Below are 17,492 nucleotides of genomic sequence, written 5' to 3' on the forward strand. Positions count from 1 at the left end.
AACCCGGGCTCGGGGAGCCGCTGGCCGGACATGCTGCAGTGAATGATGCCGTGATGCTGCGGCTGCCTAGGGCCGAGGAAGCCAATCAGATCAACGGAAACCAGCTGATTGGTATGCCGATCAGCGGTATGCCGGCACAGGCCAGCGACAGTATCAGCCATATGGTGAACATCACAGTGCCGCGATGCCCTCGCGCGGGCGGCGACACCGGTTGCATCGGCGATGCCGCGCCATTGAGCGGATTGAAGCCATTCAGCCTGCTCGGGCCTGGGGTGGTCGGGGCTGGTGCCGTTGGAGCTGGTGCCGTCGGGCTGGGGGCACCAGCGGCCGTCGCTGGCCTAGTACCGGAGGCATCGGCGATGGCCGCATTGATGGCGTCGATCTGCTGCGGTTTCAAACCGCGCAGCACCCCGGCACCCAGTCGCATCATCATCGCCTGCGGCCCGAACACGGTGACCAGCCAGCCCACCGCCATGAATCCCGCCAATGCCATACCGGACGGGGAGAACGGCACATCGCTCAGCAACGGCAAACCGAAGCCCCAACCCGCCGTGACATACCAGGGAATGGTGTTCACCGGCAGCGCCAATGCCACGCTGGCCACGGCGACACCGACGATGTCGATGATCAGCAGCAATATCGCGCGCGGTATCGTGAACAACAGTCCCTTGACCAGATGCCAAGGCAGCGTAGCCGTACGGATCAGCGCATCCGAGCCTTTGCGCTCGCCGCCCCGCCGGCCCTCGCGCTCCAGCTGCGCCTCCTCGTTATAAGCCAGCACCAGCAGCAACCACAGCATGACTACCGCCGCCGCGGCACCGATAATCGGGAAGCTCGCCGATAGGGCCGACAAAGGGATCGCAAGCAGGAACAACGGCAGCGTGCCGCGTTGCAGGTACGCACCACGGCGTATGTCGGCGGGATTGGGCGCGGGCGTGCGCTGCATGAGCGCTTCCGTGGGTACAGCCTGGGCGGTCTGGTCGATTACGCGCTGCATGGCTGGGCGAACCGCAGGGTCGAATGCAGGGGGGACTGCCGCGGGCGGTGTGGACGTAGAGGTAGGCGGCAGCGACGGCGGCACTGTAGGGGGCATCACGGGAGGCAATGCCGCAGTGGGCGGCAGCGCTGCAGTGGGCGGTAGCGACGGCGGCAATACCTCAGTGGACGCGGCACTGGGCAACAGGCGCGTTCGCGTGGTGGCTATTGTCGCTTCGTCAGCTTCATTGGATTCACCCGGCAGCGCCTTGGTGGCTTCGACCGGATCAGCGCTGATTTCGGGGAGTATCGCGGTGGCGACTGTCCCGGCCGCATTATCGGGAATCAGCGGTATTGCCGAGGCGATGGTCGGGGCGTCCTCGGCTGGCAGCAGGGACGTCGGCAGTGACGAGGTCGGCAGCGTGTCGGATACGCGCCACAAGGTGCGCGGATTGTCCTCGTCCGGTTCAGCTCCAAAAGGGGGCATCACCTCGGTTGCTTCTTTTGGTGCCCCTGCGCCGGCGCCAGCCGAGCCGGTTGTGCCGGTACCGAATGCGCTGGAGCCGAAGGGGCTGGCTTGGGCGTCTTGCCAGGCATAAGGATTCATCGTATCCAAGGCGATGGCGTGCAACAGCTGGTCCGGTGTGCAGCGCTTGGAGCGGTCGGGGTCGAGCGCGGAGCGGAATGCCGCCAATGTGCCGGCCGGCAGACCGGTCAGATTGGCGTTGCCCGAGGCCGCGCGCTCCAGTACCGCCATCATCGGCTTGGTACCGAACACCGGCGTACCGGTGGCGGCGAAAGCGAGCACGGACGCCACCGACCACCAGTCGGTCATCTCGTCGGCCTCAGCGCCATCGATGATTTCCGGCGCGATGAATCCCGGCGTGCCCATGACCAGACCGGTGCGCGTCACATGGCTTTCGCCCTCGCCCATCGCGATGCCGAAATCCACCAGCACCGGGCCAGTGGCCGACACCATCACGTTGGTGGGTTTGATGTCACGGTGGATGATGCCTGCCGCATGCACGGCCTTGGTGGCGTCGATGAGCTTGCGGGCCAGACGTTCCAGATCATCACCGATGTAGCGGCCGTTGGCGGCCACGTCGTCCCTGAGGTTCTTGCCTTCGATGAGTTCGGTCACGATGAACGCCAGCGAATCGTCGAGCTCCATGTCCACGATGCCGCAGACGCCGGGGTGATTGACTTTCTTCAGTGCCATGGCCTCGCGGCGGAGACGTTCTCGCGGAGTCACATCGGCTTTGAGATTCGGGTCGTGTGCGGGTTGTGCAGGTCGTGCGGGTTGCGCGAATTGTGCGCCGCTGCCTGCGGCTTCGGATGCCGCTGGCGTCGCGGAATCATCCACCAGCGAATCGCGCAGGATCTTCATGGCGTAATTCGTGCCGCCGTCGTCGCGCACGCGCCAGACCGAGCCCATCGCACCTGAGCCAAGCCGGGAGACCAAGGTGTAGCCGCCCACCACTTCGCCCGATTCGAGATTCAACGCCGTCAGATCGCTCATACCACCCATCCTAGTTGGGTGGGCGGCGGAATGGCCCATGATGTAGGGATATCCGCACGGTGTAGGGAAAAGCCCACGGTGTAGGGATGCAAAATGGCTTTATTCCGCGGAAGGTAAATTTTTACTCCCTACACGGTGGGCACTTCCCTACACGGTGGAGTGCGGTGGTGCCGCGCCGTTGCATCTGTGTTGGCCTGCGACGTTCGGTCTTTGCGTCCTTCGCGGAGCATGACCGATATCTCGTGTGGGACCGGTAGTTCGACGTCAATGAATGGGGTATTGATATGGGGCTGCGCGAAGGTCTTGCGATAGTTCGTGGGGGTCAACGACGTGTGCTTTTTGAACTGCTTCATGAAATTGCGGGCGTCGTTGAAATAGGCGTACCGGGCGACCATCGGTATCGGAAGGTCGGTGCGCACCAGCAGTGCTTTCGCGGTCTCGATGCGCAGCGAGACTATGTAGTCGCGCAGGGTGACGCCATTCTCCCGCTTGAACAGGCGTGTGAGATAGTCGGGATTCAGCATGAAATGACTTGCCACGTCGATGACGCTCAGGGAGGATGACATATTGGTGTGAATCCAAGCGGTGATTGGTGCTGTTCGTCGTTCGCTGGTCGTGGCGTTGGCCAAGGTGCTTAGATAGTCGTCACTGAGTTCGATGAGTAGACAGGAGGTCAGAAAATCGTTTTCCCGTTGCGAATACCGGTAGGAGTTTGTCACAGACAGCAGGTTTCTGGCGGCGAGCAGGATGCGGTTCATGTTCTGCACGATGAAGCGGCTCGGTAGAACCACTGTGTTGTTGACGTCCGGGCAGTATTCGCGCTGTCGGATGCATTGGAATGTGCGGGCGGCGTCTGGATGGGTTGCGGTGTGGATGATGTTGGCGGCATCATCTGTCTGTCCGTTGCCGTGTTGGCGGGTTTTCGGATCGGCTGGGCGATTGGCTATCGCGGAAGGTCGGGAATGGACACTATTGTTCTGAAATCGTTCACTGGTATGCCAGTCGGCAAGAAAATGGATCCAGATGAAATCGACGCTTTCGCCTGTGCGTTCGGCGCCTTGTACCACGATTCGCGGCGGCAGGAGCAGGCACGTTGAGGGGCTTACTCGGAGACGTTGCTCTCCGTGATTGCCGGAAAGATGGCGCACTGCTAGGTCGAAATGCCCGGAAAGTCCAATGATGAGCTCGAAATCGTCCTCGTGCTCGTAGCGAGCGTGCGTCCAGCCTGGTTCACTGGTGAACTCGCCGGCGATGTAGTAATACACGGGCTTGTCGATGGCGATTTCATAGGTGGTCATCGCAGAGCTTTCTCTATGGGCTGTATTGGTTTCGGTGGATCAGTCTGCTACGGAAGTCGGAAACTGATACTTTTGCTCATAATGTAGCACATGCTGGCCGGGCTATCGTAAGTGATGTCAGCAAACGATGGTGAGTGGCGATGAACAGCGTTGTATTTGCCTCGAACCATTGCAAATACAACAATCATGCGTGTGCCGTGGCTCTGCTCGGCCTTGCGCAAGCATACCCGAAGGGGGGTCGTCGATGAAGCGATATGAAGCGTTTCCAATACAACAAGTGTCATTAAACGATGGTGAATTCCTACGTCGACAGCAGTTGGTGAAGCGGTATGTGCTGGACTTTGATCTGGACCGACTGCTGCACACGTTCCGTGCGAACGCCGGATTGCCGAGCCTAGCCGAGCCTCTCGGTGGCTGGGAGGCGCCGGACTGTGGCCTGCGCGGACACTTCGTCGGCCATTTCCTCTCCGCTGCGTCGAAATTCTTCGTGGACGCCAACAATACCGAAGATGAGCGTGAGCGGCTCAAAGCCGAAGTCGATACCATCGTCGCGGTGATGAAGCAATGCGCGCTGCCGAACGGATATGTCAGCGCCTTCCCCGAATCGGAGATCGACCGGCTCGAGCAGAAAGAATTCTGTACAATCTGGGCACCCTACTACACGTTGCATAAGATCATGCAGGGGCTGGTGGACGCTTACCGGTATACAGGGAACAAGGATGCTCTGACCCTCGCAGTGAACCTGGCTCACTATATCGCCGGACGATTCGCTAAGCTCGGATACTGGAAGATTGAGAATATCCTGCACCCCACACGCCTCAATCCGTTGAACGAATATGGCGGCATAGGCGAAGTGATGTACACGCTCTATGGTCTGACCGGGGACGAGACAATCCTCGAAACCGCGAAGATCTTCGATCGCGACTACTTCACCGGCCGTCTTATCAATGGCATTGACATGCTCGAAGACCTGCATGCCAATACACATCTGCCCGTGGCGTTGGCCGCCATGCGCCGTTATGATGCTACCGGCGACGAGCGGTACAAGACCGCTGCTGAGAACTTCTACCGTTTCCTGCATACCCGCACGTTCGCCAATGGTTCCAACAGCTCCAAAGCCACCCATTACACCACGGTCTATGGCGTGTCCGACAAGGCCGAGCATTGGGGAGCGGCCGGCGACCTGCATGATGCGCTCACCTGTGGCGAAAGCGAATCATGCAACGGCCACAACACCGAGTTGATCGCTTCTGAACTGTTCTCGTGGAATGGCAGTGCTGATGTGCTGGCCCACGTGGCGCGCCTCAAGTTCAATGCCATCCTCAACTGCTTCAGCCCGCGTACTGGACTGTCGCAATACCATCAGCCGATGGGGGTGGGTGTGCGCAAGGTCTTCAGCACAGCCGACCAGTCCTTCTGGTGCTGCACCGGTACCGGCGTCGAAGGCGGATCAGATCTGCAGAAGGACATCTGGTTCCAGTCGGTGCCTTCGGCCGATACTGCGGACGTGACCGGCTTGGCTAATCCGGTGGATGACGTGCCCGCGGTGGTGCTGTCCGCATTCATTGCATCCCGCTTGTATTGGACGGCACTAGGCGTGACGCTCGATCTTGCCTCCGCATATCCGGCGGATCTCAACGTCGGCATCACCGTACGCACGGCGGCTGCGGCGTCGGTACGTTTCCGCCTTAGCCTGCGTGCGACGCTGGTGGCATCAGTGACGGTCGAAGATACAGACGGCGCTCCGGTGCCAGCCGACGTGAATGTGAACAATGAAGGCTTTGTAACCGTGGAGCGCGCGTTCAATGATGGCGACATTATCCGCATCGTGTTGCGCGCCGACCTACACGCGGAACCGCTGGCCGGCGCCCCCAAACGTGTGGCGCTGCTGTACGGTGATGTGCTGCTCGCTGCTGAAGGCAATCGCGCTAACATCGGCACGATACCGGCAGAATCATTGGCTGGCCGCGTGACGCCGGCAAATGCTGGAGATGGTACCGATGCCGACGCCGGTCTGCACCTGCGTCTCACGATGTCGGACGCCGAGGCCCCGCTCGACCTACTGCCGCTTTATGACGTGCCCGGCGGCGAGGACTACTCGGTCTATCTCAACACCGATGCTGCGCATCCCGTCGCTCCGTGCCACTTCGTTCCCGTAGCTGAAGGTGCCAACGACCCCAGCTGACGGCCACGTACACGTCGGATTCGCGTTGCCTGCCTATCGCGTGCGATGCACTTCACAGGAAATTGCCGCTGCGCGCATCGCACCTTTCCCGATCCTTGCGAGGCATCATCGCAATACCAACAACCATCAGTAATCATCAATGGAGTAATGCATGAGCGAACATATTGCATCACCGGCATCCATAGCGCCGGTGCAGTCCACCAAACTGACTGTCAAAGAGAAGATTGCCTATTCCTTCACCGATATGGCAGGCAACCTGCTGTACGTGACGATCTCCTCATACATCATGTACTTCTACACGGATGTGTTCGGTATCCCCGCATCCGGAGCCTGGGGTGCCAGCGTCATCCTGCTGGCTGCCCGTTTCGCCGACGCTATCGCCGCAGTGTTCTGGGGCTCGGTCGTCGACCATACGCAGACCAAGTGGGGGCAGTCGCGCCCATGGTTCCTGTGGCTTGCTGTGCCGTTCGCTATCACCGTCTGGCTGGCGTTCACCGCGCCAAGCCTGCCGGATGGCGCTCCAAAGTTCTGGTACGCCATGTTCACATACATCCTGGCCGCTGGTGCCGTGTACACCGGCATACAGACGCCGATTACCGCCATCCTGCCGAACCTGACTTCCGACCCAACCGAACGCATCAGCGCCAACACCTACCGTATGGCCGGCGGCAATATCGGTTCGTTCATCACCTCCGCGTTCTGCATCCCGCTGGTCGGATTCTTCGGCACGGTCGTCGGTGGTGGGGACAAGGCCGGTTTTATGATCGTCACGGCGATCTTCGGCCTGATTGCCGTCGCTCTGCTCCTGTTCTCCTTCAAGAACCTCAACGAGCACAACTACCATCCCGAACAGCAGAAGCCTATCCCGTTCAAGGATTCACTGCGAGCCTGCAAAGGAAACTGGCCGTGGATCATCTTGGTTGTGGCATTTGTGATCTTCTGGATCGCCGCTTCTACCCGCAGCGGCATGGCCGTGTACTACTCGAAGTACGTGCTCGGCAATGAGAACCTCACCTCGCTGTTCAACGGCGTGAACGTGCTCGGTCTCATCGGCACTCTCTCAATGCCGTTCTTGGTGAAGTACACGAAGAACAAGACCCTCACCATGATTATCGGTCTGATCATCGGCATCATCGGGCAGTCGCTCATGCCGCTCGCCGGCAATAGTGTGGCGCTTGCAGTCATCTTCTGGACCATTGGCGTGCTGGGTGCGGCCATCGCCTGCGGTATGCCGTTCGGCATGCTCGCAGACACCGTGGATTATGGCGAATGGAAGACTGGTATCCACGCTGCAGGCTTCCTGACCGCCTTCGGCTCCGCCTTCTGCATCCAAGTTGGCTCCGGTCTGGGCGCTTTCATTCCGCTCCAGATCATGAACCATTTCGGATATGTGGCGAACACCAAGCAGTCCGCATCCTCGCTCGGTGCCATCAGCTTCTGCTTCATCTGGCTGCCGGTCATTATCTATGTTATCGTGGGCGCAATCATGCTGCTCTACCGCAAGTACGAGAAGATGGAGCCGCAGATTAAGGCCGAACTCGCCGAGCGCCACGCTCAGTGAGCGGCGAATAGCATCGATTGCGGTAGCATCTTGTCTGACGTGTTGATGTTGTATTGAGACAAGATGTCATACAGTGACTTCGTACAGGAGACAGGGGCTTTGGTTGCCGAGACGAATCTCGCAACCAAAGCCCCTTTTGCAGTTCTGGTGGTCTGTCTCGTAGTAATTGAGGGATTCGGCTTTTTCTCTCCCCCAGTCAGCTTCGCTGACAGCCCCCTCGTCAGAGGGGGCCAACACCACTCAGACAATTACGAGACGGACACTAGCCGTACGGGTGTGGACGTGAAGTGATACTTGCGAATGAGAAAGGGGCTGTGGGCTGCTGGGCTGCGGCTTGGCGGGCGGCGGAATGGCCCACGGTGTAGGGATATCCGCACGGTGTAGGGAAAAGCCCACGGTGTAGGGATGCAAAATGGCTTTATTCCGCGGAAGGTAAAATTTTACTCCCTACACGGTGGACGAATCACTACATGGTGGGCACTTCCCTACATGGTGGAGTGCGGGGTAAGGCGCAGCTGTCCCTGTGCGGCGGCCGGATACGCCGTTCATGTAATGAGAAGCGCCGTTTGCGCATGTAATGCGTCGCGCGAGCGGTGAATGTGGTAACAGATTATGCGCGCGAAATGACAGGATGGGTGCAGCGGCGTTCGCCGCCTCCGCGAATCTGCGATGCTACAGTCATCGGCATATTACGAGTGCCTGTGCAGCGACCCAATGGCGAGCGATGCAGGCATCCCGGCGGACGACACTGGCGCAAGGGCAGTGCCTGGTCGATCCGCGAAACGCTTCGATAACGGTATCGAGGCGATGCCGCGAATAGGTAAGAATCAAGGAGGAGAACGATGCTGAGCATCAATTGGAGCGACGTGTGGAACGTCATCGCTTCCATTGCACCGCAGCTGATCGCCATCGCCGTCGTGTTCGTGCTGGCGCTGGCGCTGACCATCGGCGTGAACAAGAAGACCGTCAAGAACGTCGGCACCCGTAAGCTTATCCACTCCGAGTCCTGGCTGGTGTTCCTGGTCGCCGTGGTCGTGGCGGTATCCATGATGCTGTTCGGCCCGCTGGCTTCGCTGCTGAACAGCGCCACCGCCACCAAGTATGAACTGTCGCAGACCACCATTTCCAACGCCAACAAGCTGGCCAAGGAGATCCAGGCCGAAGCCATCACCATGCTCAAGAACGAGGATGGCAACCTGCCGTTGGCCAATAAGAAGGTCAACGTATTCGGCTGGGGCTCCACCAATCCGGTCTATGGCGGCACCGGTTCCGGCTCCATGAACCAGAACTACAAGACCACCTCCCTGCTTGACGGTCTGAAGGAAGCCGGCATCGAGACCAACGCCGACCTGAGCAAGCTGTATACCGACTACCGTGCCGATCGTCCGGTCGTGGCCATGGCCGAGCAGGACTGGACCCTGCCTGAGGTGCCGGCTGACCAGTACTCCGATTCCTTGATTTCCAAGGCCAAGTCCTTCTCTGACGAAGCGGTCGTGGTGATCACGCGAGTCGGTGGCGAGGGTGCCGATCTGCCGACGAACATGAAGGCCAAGGGCATCACCTACACCAACAACTCCAAGGATTACGAGGACTTCAAGGATGGCGAGAGCTTCCTTGAGCTGTCCCAGACCGAGAAGAACATGATCGACCTGGTTACCAAGAACTTCGACAAGGTGACCGTGGTGTACAACGGCGCGAACGCCTTCGAGCTGGGCTTCGTCGACCAGTATCCGCAGATCAAGTCCGTGCTGTGGTGCCCGCCTGCAGGCCAGACCGGCTTCTCCGCGCTCGGCGATGTGCTTTCCGGCGAGACCAACCCGTCCGGCAAGACCTCCGACACCTTCATCAAGGATCTCACCCAGCAGCCGTCCTACAACAACTTCGGCGACTTCAAGTACGACAACATGAGCGAATTCCCGACCGAGAACTTCGAGGAAGGCGAGACCTCCCCGGCGTTCGTCAACTACGCCGAGGGCATCTACGTGGGTTACAAGTACTGGGAGACCGCGGCCGACGAGGGCGCGATCAACTATGACGACTACGTGCAGTACCCGTTCGGATACGGTCTGTCCTACACCACGTTCGACCAGAAGATGGGTGACGTGACCTATTCCGGCGGCAAGGTCAGCTTTGACGTGACCGTGACCAACACCGGTGACGTGGCCGGCAAGGATGTGGTGGAGACCTACTACAACCCGCCGTACACCAACGGTGGCATCGAGAAGGCTTCCGCGAACCTCGTTGCCTTCGAGAAGACCAAGGAGCTGGCTCCGGGCGAATCCGAGACCGTGAAGATCTCTTTCGATGATGATGATATGGCCTCCTACGACTCCAAGAACGCCAAGGCATACGTGCTGGAGAAGGGCGACTACGACATCTCCATCCAGTCCGACTCCCACACCACGATCGCCGAGCAAACCATCACCGTGGGCGACACCATCACCTACGACTCGGACTCCAACACGCACAACGGCGACAAGACCGTGGCCACCAACGTGTTCGACGACGCTTCCGGCGACGAACTGGGCGTGACCTACCTGTCCCGTGCCGACCACTTCGCCAACTACGCCAAGGCCACCGCAGCGCCGACCAACTACACGCTGCCGGAGGATCTCAAGGCCGACTTCCGCAACAACTCCAACTACAAGGCTTCCGAAACCAACAACGATTCGGATGAGATGCCGACCACCGGCGCCAAGAACGGCGTCCGTCTGGCCGATTTGACCGGCAAGGATTATGACGATCCGCTGTGGGACCAGCTGCTTGACCAGCTGACCTTCGACGAGATGGACAACCTCATCGCCTTCGGCGGCTACGGCACCCAGGCCGTGAACTCCATCGGCAAGATCGCCCTGACCGACGTCGACGGCCCGGCCTCCCTGAACAACAACTTCACCGGCGTCGGCTCCATCGGCTTCCCGTCCTCCACATCTGTGGCCTGCACGTGGAACAAGGATCTCGCCAAGCAGTTCGGTGACGGCATCGGCAACATGGCCCACGACATGCATGTCGCCGGCTGGTACGCCCCTGCCATGAACATCCATCGCAACGCCTTCGCAGGCCGTAACTTCGAGTACTTCTCCGAGGACGCTCTGCTCTCCGGCACGATGGCTTCCCAGCAGGTGGCCGGTGCTCAGGCCAAGGGTGTGTACGCCTTCATGAAGCACTTCGCCCTGAACGATCAGGAAACGAACCGATTGAGCGAGCTCAACACTTGGGCCAGCGAGCAGTCGATTCGTGAAATCTACCTGAAGCCATTCGAGATGAGTGTCAAGGAAGGCGGCGCAGGCGCCGTGATGAGCTCCTTCAACTACATCGGCATCGAATGGGCCGGCTCCCACTCCGGGCTGCTCAACACCGTTCTGCGCGACGAGTGGGGCTTCCGTGGCATGGTCCTGACCGACTACTTCGGCGGCTACGGCTACCAGAACGCCGATCGTGCCATTCGCGGCGGCAACGACGTGATGCTCGCCACCACCGACGTGACCAACCACATCACCGACAAGTCCGCCACCTCGATTAAGGCCATGCGCACCGCCTCGCACAACATCCTCTACACGGCCGCCAACAGCTGGCTGTACGAGAACGGCGAGCCGGACGTGCCGACCCCGATCTGGAAGACCATCACCTACGTGGTCTGGGGCGTGACCGCCGTGCTGGTGATCGGTCTTGAGTTCCTGACCATCCAGAAGTACCTCAAGCGCCGCAAGCAGGCTACCGTCTCGATCGCAGCCCCGGCTGCCGATGGCGGTTCCGAAGCCCCTGCTTCCGAAGCCTGAGGCTCTCCGATCGGCCATGCCGACTCCGTGCGGAATCGGGGTGTCCGATTGATGAAATAACTGAATAAGCGCAAGGCTCGACTCCTGTTCGGTCGAGCCTTTGCGCATATACGCGGGGACATGTGCAAAGGAACGAAGAAGGGGTCGCCGATGATCCATATCGCAATCGTCGATGATGACGATACTGACGCCGGCCGTACAGCGGCAATGGTTGATCGCTACTATAACGGCGATCATCATCGATACACCATCACTCGCTTTACCGATGGTGAGTCATTCTTGAACGACTACAAAGCCGGATTCGATGCGCTGTTCCTCGATGTCGAAATGCCCGGTATCGACGGGTTGGAGACCGCCCACCGATTGCGCGAAGTCGACGATCACGTTGTGCTGGTGTTCACCACGAAAATGGCCCAGTACGCGGCGGCGGGGTATGACGTGGACGCTATCGGATATCTCGTCAAGCCGATGGATTATTTCGGATTCGCGCTGAAAATGCGCAAGGTAGAGGATGTGGTCGCCAAGCGCCAAGGCGTCACCATTCCACTGACCGTGGGTACTGGCACCCAGTTCCTCTCCTCGCATGATGTGCGTTATATCGAGGTGCTTGGCCACGAAGTCATCTACCACACCGGCGACACCGCCTATAAGGTCTGGTCCAGCCTCAAGGAGGCTGCTGCGCTGCTTGAGTCCGTGCATTTCACCGCCGCCAGCCGCTACTGTCTGGTCAACCTCGAATGGGTCAAAGCGGTGACCGGCGACGGTGCGATCGTGGATAACATCACCCTGCCCATCTCCCGCTCCAAGCGCAAGCCGCTGATGCAAGCCCTCGCTGCGTATTACGGGGGATGACGATGCTCACTCTGCTCACTTTCCAGCTGCTGCTTGGCATGCTGGTGTTCTGCGCTCACGTATCATGGCGGCGATCGTGGCGGCTGGCGGCGCTGCCGGTGGCAGCCCTGTTGCTTGATCTGCTGTATACCCCACTCATCCTGCCGTGGGATGTGCCGGACATATCGGTGACTGGAATCGCTATCAAATCCCTATATTTCACAGCCTGTTGCGTCGTCATGGCCGCCGCCCTGCATTGCTGCGCCAGTGTGACCTGGCTGGAATCGATGATCATTGTGGTGGCCGGGTATTCGCTGCAGCATATCTCCTACAATCTGTTCGGCTTGGTGGTGAATGCGTGGCATTCCGGCAAGCCTTCCTGGCTATACAGCGTGACTAGTATGGCCATCCTCCTGACGGTGTGCGGCTTGGCGTACCTGTGTGTGGGACGTAATTTTTCCGTGGACGAAGAGAAGACCCGGAGCCGCATAGGTTGGGTTGCGGCCTGCATGGCCGCAATCGTGCTCATGGTCGTGCTCAGCATGGTGTTCGTGCAGAAAAAATCGGTGGAAGTGCAGACGGTGGGGTATGTGTATGACTCGATTTGCGTGGTGCTGTTGCTGGCCCTGCTGGTGCTTGCCTCGGCGAACAGCCGTCTATATAACGACCTGATGGCTATGCGGCAGGTAGATCGGCTCAAGGCGCAGCATTACGAGCTGGCCAAGGAAAACATCGATCTGATCAATATCCGGTGCCATGATATCCGCAAGATGGTGGGTTCCCTATATGCCGATGATGGCAGGATACCGACAGCCGATATGATCAATAAGGTGCAGGAGAACATACGAATCTATGATGCGATGTTCCATACCGGCAACGACTCACTTGATGTGCTGCTGACGGAAAAGAGCCTGTACTGCTCCGCGCACGGCATCACCTTCACGTGCATCGCCGATGGCGGCAAGTTGGGATTCATGGATAGCTCCGACCTCTACTCACTGTTCGGAAACATCATCGATAATGCGATAGAGAGTGTGCAGCAAATCGCCAATCCCAGCCAGAGAATCATCAATATATCGGTTTGCGCAGCAGGACAATTATTGGTGATCCGGGAAGATAACTACTATTCCGATGACCGTGCGCCGGTTATGCACAAAGGGGTGCCGGTCACCTCGAAACCGGATACGATCAACCATGGATTCGGCATGAGATCGATTGCGTGGCAGGTCCATCGATATCAAGGCGAAATGACCATCACCACGGATGACAATGTTTTTGCGATATCGATCGTGTTGCCGATTCCGAACTGATCGGCGGATTGCTCCCATCGGATTGCGCCTGGCGCATTACTCCTGCGCATTGCCATTCGTGCGTTGACGCTGACCTCCCGTGCGATGCCCGCTGTGTGGACGGTCCCGTTGTTCCTATCGTGATGATGTCCGTGTGACAAGGGCTTGTCGGCAAAGTGGCTGATTGGCACATTGCGGCCCACGCGTGGACAAAGAAGATAGGAGAATAGGTCATGCTGGATATCAATATGTCCGACGTGATTGCCGTCCTGAGCTCGCTGGTACCTTATCTCGTGGTGCTGGGCGTGGTGTTGGTCGCGGCGATCATCATTACTTTCGCGGTCAATAAGAAGACCGTCAAGGATGTCAGTGTACGCAAGCTGATTCATTCCGAATCCTGGCTCGTGGTGTTGGTCGCCGCTACGGTGGCCATTGCGTTGATGCTCACGGGTCCGATGGCCACGCTGCTCAACAACGCCACCGCCAAGAAGTACAAGCTGAGCGATGAGACCATCGCCACGGCGAATGCGCAGGCGCAGGAGCTGTACGGCGAGGCCGTCACCATGCTTCAGAACAATGACGGTAATCTGCCGCTCACCGGCACCAATAAGCTCAATGTGTTCGGTTGGGGCTCCACGCAGCCGATTCTCGGCGGCTCTGGTTCCGGTTCCATGTCGAACGAACATCCGATGGCCTCCATTCTCAGCGGTCTGAAGCAGGCGGGCTTCGAAACCAACAGCGCGCTGACCGACCTGTACACCAAGTACCGTGCTGAACGTCCGGTGCTGAACATGTTCCAGCAGGATTGGACCCTGCCCGAAGTGCCGGCCGATCAGTATTCCGATTCCCTGATTTCCGACGCCAAGTCGTTCTCTGATGAGGCCATGGTGGTCATCACCCGCTTCGGTGGCGAGAACGCCGATCTTCCGCGCGACATGAAGGCGGAAGGCGTCACGTACGTCAACAATTCCAAGGATTATGAGGACTACAAGCAGGGCGAGAGCATTCTGCAGCTGAGCCAGACCGAGCGCAATATGCTCGATCTGGTCACCAAGAACTTCGACAAGGTCACGCTGGTCTACAACGGCTCCAATCCGCTTCAGTTCGACTTCCTCGCGAACTACCCGCAGATCAAGTCCGTGCTGTGGTGCCCGCCCGCCGGCCAGACCGGCTTCAATGCGCTGGGCGATATCCTCGCCGGTAAGGTGAATCCGTCCGGCAAGACCTCCGACACCTTCCTGAAGGATGTGCGCAGCACGCCTACGCTGAACAACATCGGCAACTTCCCGTATGACAACGTCGAGGACATGAGCGCCAAGGTGAGCTTCGCCGGCAGCGAGTACATGTCCAGCCCGACGTTCGTGAATTACGTGGAGGGCATCTACGTGGGCTACAAGTTCTACGAGACCGCGGCCGACGAGGGGGCCATCGACTATGACGAGCTGGTGCAGTATCCGTTCGGTTATGGCCTGTCCTACACGACGTTCGACCAGAAGATGGGCGACGTGACGTACGCGGATGGCAAGGTGTCGTTCGATGTGACCGTGACCAATACTGGTGACGTGGCCGGCAAGGATGTGGTGGAGGCGTACTACAACCCGCCGTACACCGATGGCGGCATCGAGAAGGCCTCCGTGAATCTGGTGGCGTTCGAGAAGACCAAGGAGCTTGCCCCGGGCGAGTCCGAGACGGTGAGCATCGAGTTCGATGACGATGACATGGCCTCCTATGATTCCAAGGGTGCGAAGGCGTATGTGCTGGAGCAGGGCGACTATGAGGTGTCCATCCAGTCCGATTCGCACACGGTGATCGATTCGGCCACGGTGAACGTGCCGGAGACCGTCACGTACGACAGCGAAGACAACACGCATGATGGTGACAAGACCGTGGCCACCAACCAGTTCGACAATGCCGAGGGCTACGTGACCTACCTGTCCCGCGCCAACCACTTCGAGAATCTCGAGGAGGCCATCGCCGCACCAGCTAGTATGTCTATGTCGGATGAAACCAAGAAGGAGTTCACCAACAACGACATCTATAAGCCTTCCGAGCATGACGATGCCTCTGATGAGATGCCGACCACCGGCGCCAAGAACGGCGTGCGTCTGGCCGAGTTGCGCGGCAAGGACTATGACGATCCGCAGTGGGACAAGCTGCTTGACCAGCTGACCTTCGACGACATGGAGAACATGATTGCCATGGCCGGATACGGCACCGCTGCAATCGACAGCATCGGCAAGATCAAGCTCACCGATCTTGACGGCCCGGCGGCGCTCATCAACAACTTCACCGGTGTCAGCTCCATCGCATTCCCGTCCGCTGTGGGCATTGCGAACACGTGGAACAAGGATCTCGCCACTGAATTCGGCAAGACCTTGGGCAAGATGGCGCGCGAAATGCACGTCGACGGCTGGTATGCGCCGGGTATGAACATTCACCGCTCCCCATTCTCGGGCCGCAACTTCGAGTACTTCTCCGAAGATGCGTTGCTCTCTGGTGTGATGGCTGCCGGCGAAGTGGCAGGTGCCCGTTCGCAGGGCGTGTATTCCTTCATCAAGCACTTCGCGCTGAATGATCAGGAAACCAACCGTACCGCCATGCTGGTCACCTGGGCAAACGAGCAGTCCATCCGCGAAATCTACCTCAAGCCGTTCGAGATGGCGGTGAAGGACGGTGGCGCACAGGCCGTGATGACCGCGTACAACTACATCGGACCGACCTATGCAGGTGCCAACCCTGCGCTGCTCAACACTGTGCTGCGCGACGAGTGGGGCTTCCGTGGATTCACTCTCACGGATTACTTCGCCGGATTCGGTTACCAGAACGCCGATCAGGAGATTCGCAACGGCGGCGACGCGATGCTCGCCACCATGGACGTCACCAACCATGTGACCAGCAAGTCGGCCACATCTGTAAAGGCCATGCGTACCGCCTCGCACAACATCCTGTACACCGCGGTGAACAGCTGGCAGTACGAGAACGGCGAGCCGAAGGTAGCTATGCCAGTGTGGAAGACCGGTATGTGGATTGGCGTGGCGATAGTCGCCGTGCTGGTGATCGGTCTTGAGTTCCTGACCATCCAGAAGTACCTCAAGCGCCGCAAGCAGGCTACCGTCTCGATCGCAGCCCCGGCTGCTGACGCTCCGGCTGAGGCCTGAGTTGCTTGGCTAGGTTGCATCGGCTCTGACTGCGGCCGATGCAACCGAATCACCAACTGCGACTGCGGCAAACAAGCCAACCAATGAGGTCTTTGCCTGATAACTGAATAACGAAACGGCTCGCCCCATCTTCGGGCGAGCCGTTTCGTATATGCGGCGCAAGTGGTCCGACTCGCATTTGTTTGAGTGGTAGGGGCTCCCTCTGATGAGGGGGCTGTCAGCGGAGCTGACTGGGGGAGAGAAAAAGCTGAATCCCTCAATTATTTAAGTTCTTCGGGAGGCTGTTTGTTCGCGTTATGGCGAGGGTGCCGCGTACTTGCAGCCTGTTTTGGCTCTGTAAGGGACCGTATGTTCGCGGGTGCTGTGTGATTGCGCGAACTTATGGTTCCTTGTGCGGGGGTTTGCCGCAAGGAGGGTTCTGGGGGATGGTGGCATGAATCGTTTGGTGCGCTGGTTGTTGTCGCGCTGGTTGTTGGCGGGTTTGCGTGTGGGTGAATTGTTGGGGAACACGCCGGTGGGGAGCGGTTGTTGGGTGGTTTTCGGTTGTTTGCGGCGGTATATTGGCGGTGTCGGGGGTCGGGGACGTTGTTTTCGACACGCCGGTGTAACGCCGTCGTTTCAACGATTTGGGCGTGGTTCTCGCATGCCGGTTTGCGTTTGTTCTTGTGTTCGTGTAAGTTATCTACTCGCTGCCGCTGAGCGGTTCGGGTTTCCTCCTGATGGTTGGTTTCCGGATCGGTTTGTGTGTGGTGGTGGTTTGAGAACTCAAGAGCGTGTTTGTACTACTTTTTAGAGTCGTTTTTTGATTGCCAGTCCGTTCCGAGCCTGCCGGGGGTTTTCCTGGTGGGTCCTTGGTTGGTTGAATCGGGGCGGGGTTTTTCGTGCGGACTTCTTTTC

At 59.0% G+C, this 17,492-nt stretch carries 8 protein-coding genes; 6 read left to right on the forward strand and 2 right to left on the reverse strand.

The features are described 5' to 3' along the window. Positions 1–85: 85 nt before the first annotated feature. Positions 86–2,503 carry a serine/threonine-protein kinase gene (locus tag BREU_RS08705; RefSeq protein ID WP_044089279.1) on the reverse strand — a complete coding sequence of 806 codons (2,418 nt, stop codon included), beginning with the start codon at positions 2,501–2,503 and terminating at the stop codon, positions 86–88. Positions 2,504–2,622: 119 nt separating this feature from the next. Further along, a complete protein-coding gene (locus BREU_RS08710; RefSeq protein ID WP_044089281.1) occupies positions 2,623–3,792 on the reverse strand; it encodes a helix-turn-helix domain-containing protein in 1,170 nt (389 codons plus the stop codon). A gap of 244 nt (positions 3,793–4,036) precedes the next feature. Here BREU_RS08710 and BREU_RS08715 point away from each other — a divergent pair, with 244 nt between their 5' ends. The 6 genes from BREU_RS08715 to BREU_RS08745 all read left to right on the forward strand — a co-directional run bounded on the left by BREU_RS08715 (position 4,037) and on the right by BREU_RS08745 (position 16,595). Further along, on the forward strand, positions 4,037–5,977 hold the full coding sequence (locus BREU_RS08715; protein ID WP_269147450.1) for a beta-L-arabinofuranosidase domain-containing protein: 1,941 nt from the start codon (positions 4,037–4,039) through the stop codon (positions 5,975–5,977). A gap of 151 nt (positions 5,978–6,128) precedes the next feature. Then, positions 6,129–7,538 carry an MFS transporter gene (locus BREU_RS08720; protein ID WP_044089282.1) on the forward strand — a complete coding sequence of 470 codons (1,410 nt, stop codon included), beginning with the start codon at positions 6,129–6,131 and terminating at the stop codon, positions 7,536–7,538. Between the two features lie 842 nt (positions 7,539–8,380). Continuing rightward, positions 8,381–11,317, forward strand: a complete 2,937-nt coding sequence (locus tag BREU_RS08730) for a beta-glucosidase (protein WP_044089283.1) — start codon at positions 8,381–8,383, stop codon at positions 11,315–11,317. Between the two features lie 150 nt (positions 11,318–11,467). Continuing rightward, positions 11,468–12,169 carry a LytR/AlgR family response regulator transcription factor gene (locus BREU_RS08735; RefSeq protein ID WP_052382098.1) on the forward strand — a complete coding sequence of 234 codons (702 nt, stop codon included), beginning with the start codon at positions 11,468–11,470 and terminating at the stop codon, positions 12,167–12,169. Further along, entirely contained in the window at positions 12,166–13,458 is a 1,293-nt protein-coding gene (locus tag BREU_RS11330) for an ATP-binding protein (protein WP_081886649.1), read from the forward strand. The genes BREU_RS08735 and BREU_RS11330 overlap by 4 nt, the downstream gene beginning before the upstream one ends. 212 nt (positions 13,459–13,670) lie before the next feature. After that, entirely contained in the window at positions 13,671–16,595 is a 2,925-nt protein-coding gene (locus BREU_RS08745) for a glycoside hydrolase family 3 N-terminal domain-containing protein (RefSeq protein WP_044089284.1), read from the forward strand. The last annotated feature ends 897 nt before the right edge of the window (positions 16,596–17,492 follow it).

The sequence above is a fragment of the Bifidobacterium reuteri DSM 23975 genome (assembly GCF_000741695.1).
Classification (GTDB): Bacteria; Actinomycetota; Actinomycetes; order Actinomycetales; family Bifidobacteriaceae; genus Bifidobacterium; species Bifidobacterium reuteri.

Excerpts from the sequence above, each read along its gene's own strand:
- BREU_RS08705 (WP_044089279.1), bottom strand. The coding sequence starts at position 2,503 with ATGGGTGGTATGAGCGATCTGACGGCGTTGAATCTCGAATCGGGCGAA.
- BREU_RS08710 (WP_044089281.1), bottom strand. The coding sequence starts at position 3,792 with ATGACCACCTATGAAATCGCCATCGACAAGCCCGTGTATTACTACATC.
- BREU_RS08715 (WP_269147450.1), top strand. The coding sequence starts at position 4,037 with ATGAAGCGATATGAAGCGTTTCCAATACAACAAGTGTCATTAAACGAT.
- BREU_RS08720 (WP_044089282.1), top strand. The coding sequence starts at position 6,129 with ATGAGCGAACATATTGCATCACCGGCATCCATAGCGCCGGTGCAGTCC.
- BREU_RS08730 (WP_044089283.1), top strand. The coding sequence starts at position 8,381 with ATGCTGAGCATCAATTGGAGCGACGTGTGGAACGTCATCGCTTCCATT.
- BREU_RS08735 (WP_052382098.1), top strand. The coding sequence starts at position 11,468 with ATGATCCATATCGCAATCGTCGATGATGACGATACTGACGCCGGCCGT.
- BREU_RS11330 (WP_081886649.1), top strand. The coding sequence starts at position 12,166 with ATGACGATGCTCACTCTGCTCACTTTCCAGCTGCTGCTTGGCATGCTG.
- BREU_RS08745 (WP_044089284.1), top strand. The coding sequence starts at position 13,671 with ATGCTGGATATCAATATGTCCGACGTGATTGCCGTCCTGAGCTCGCTG.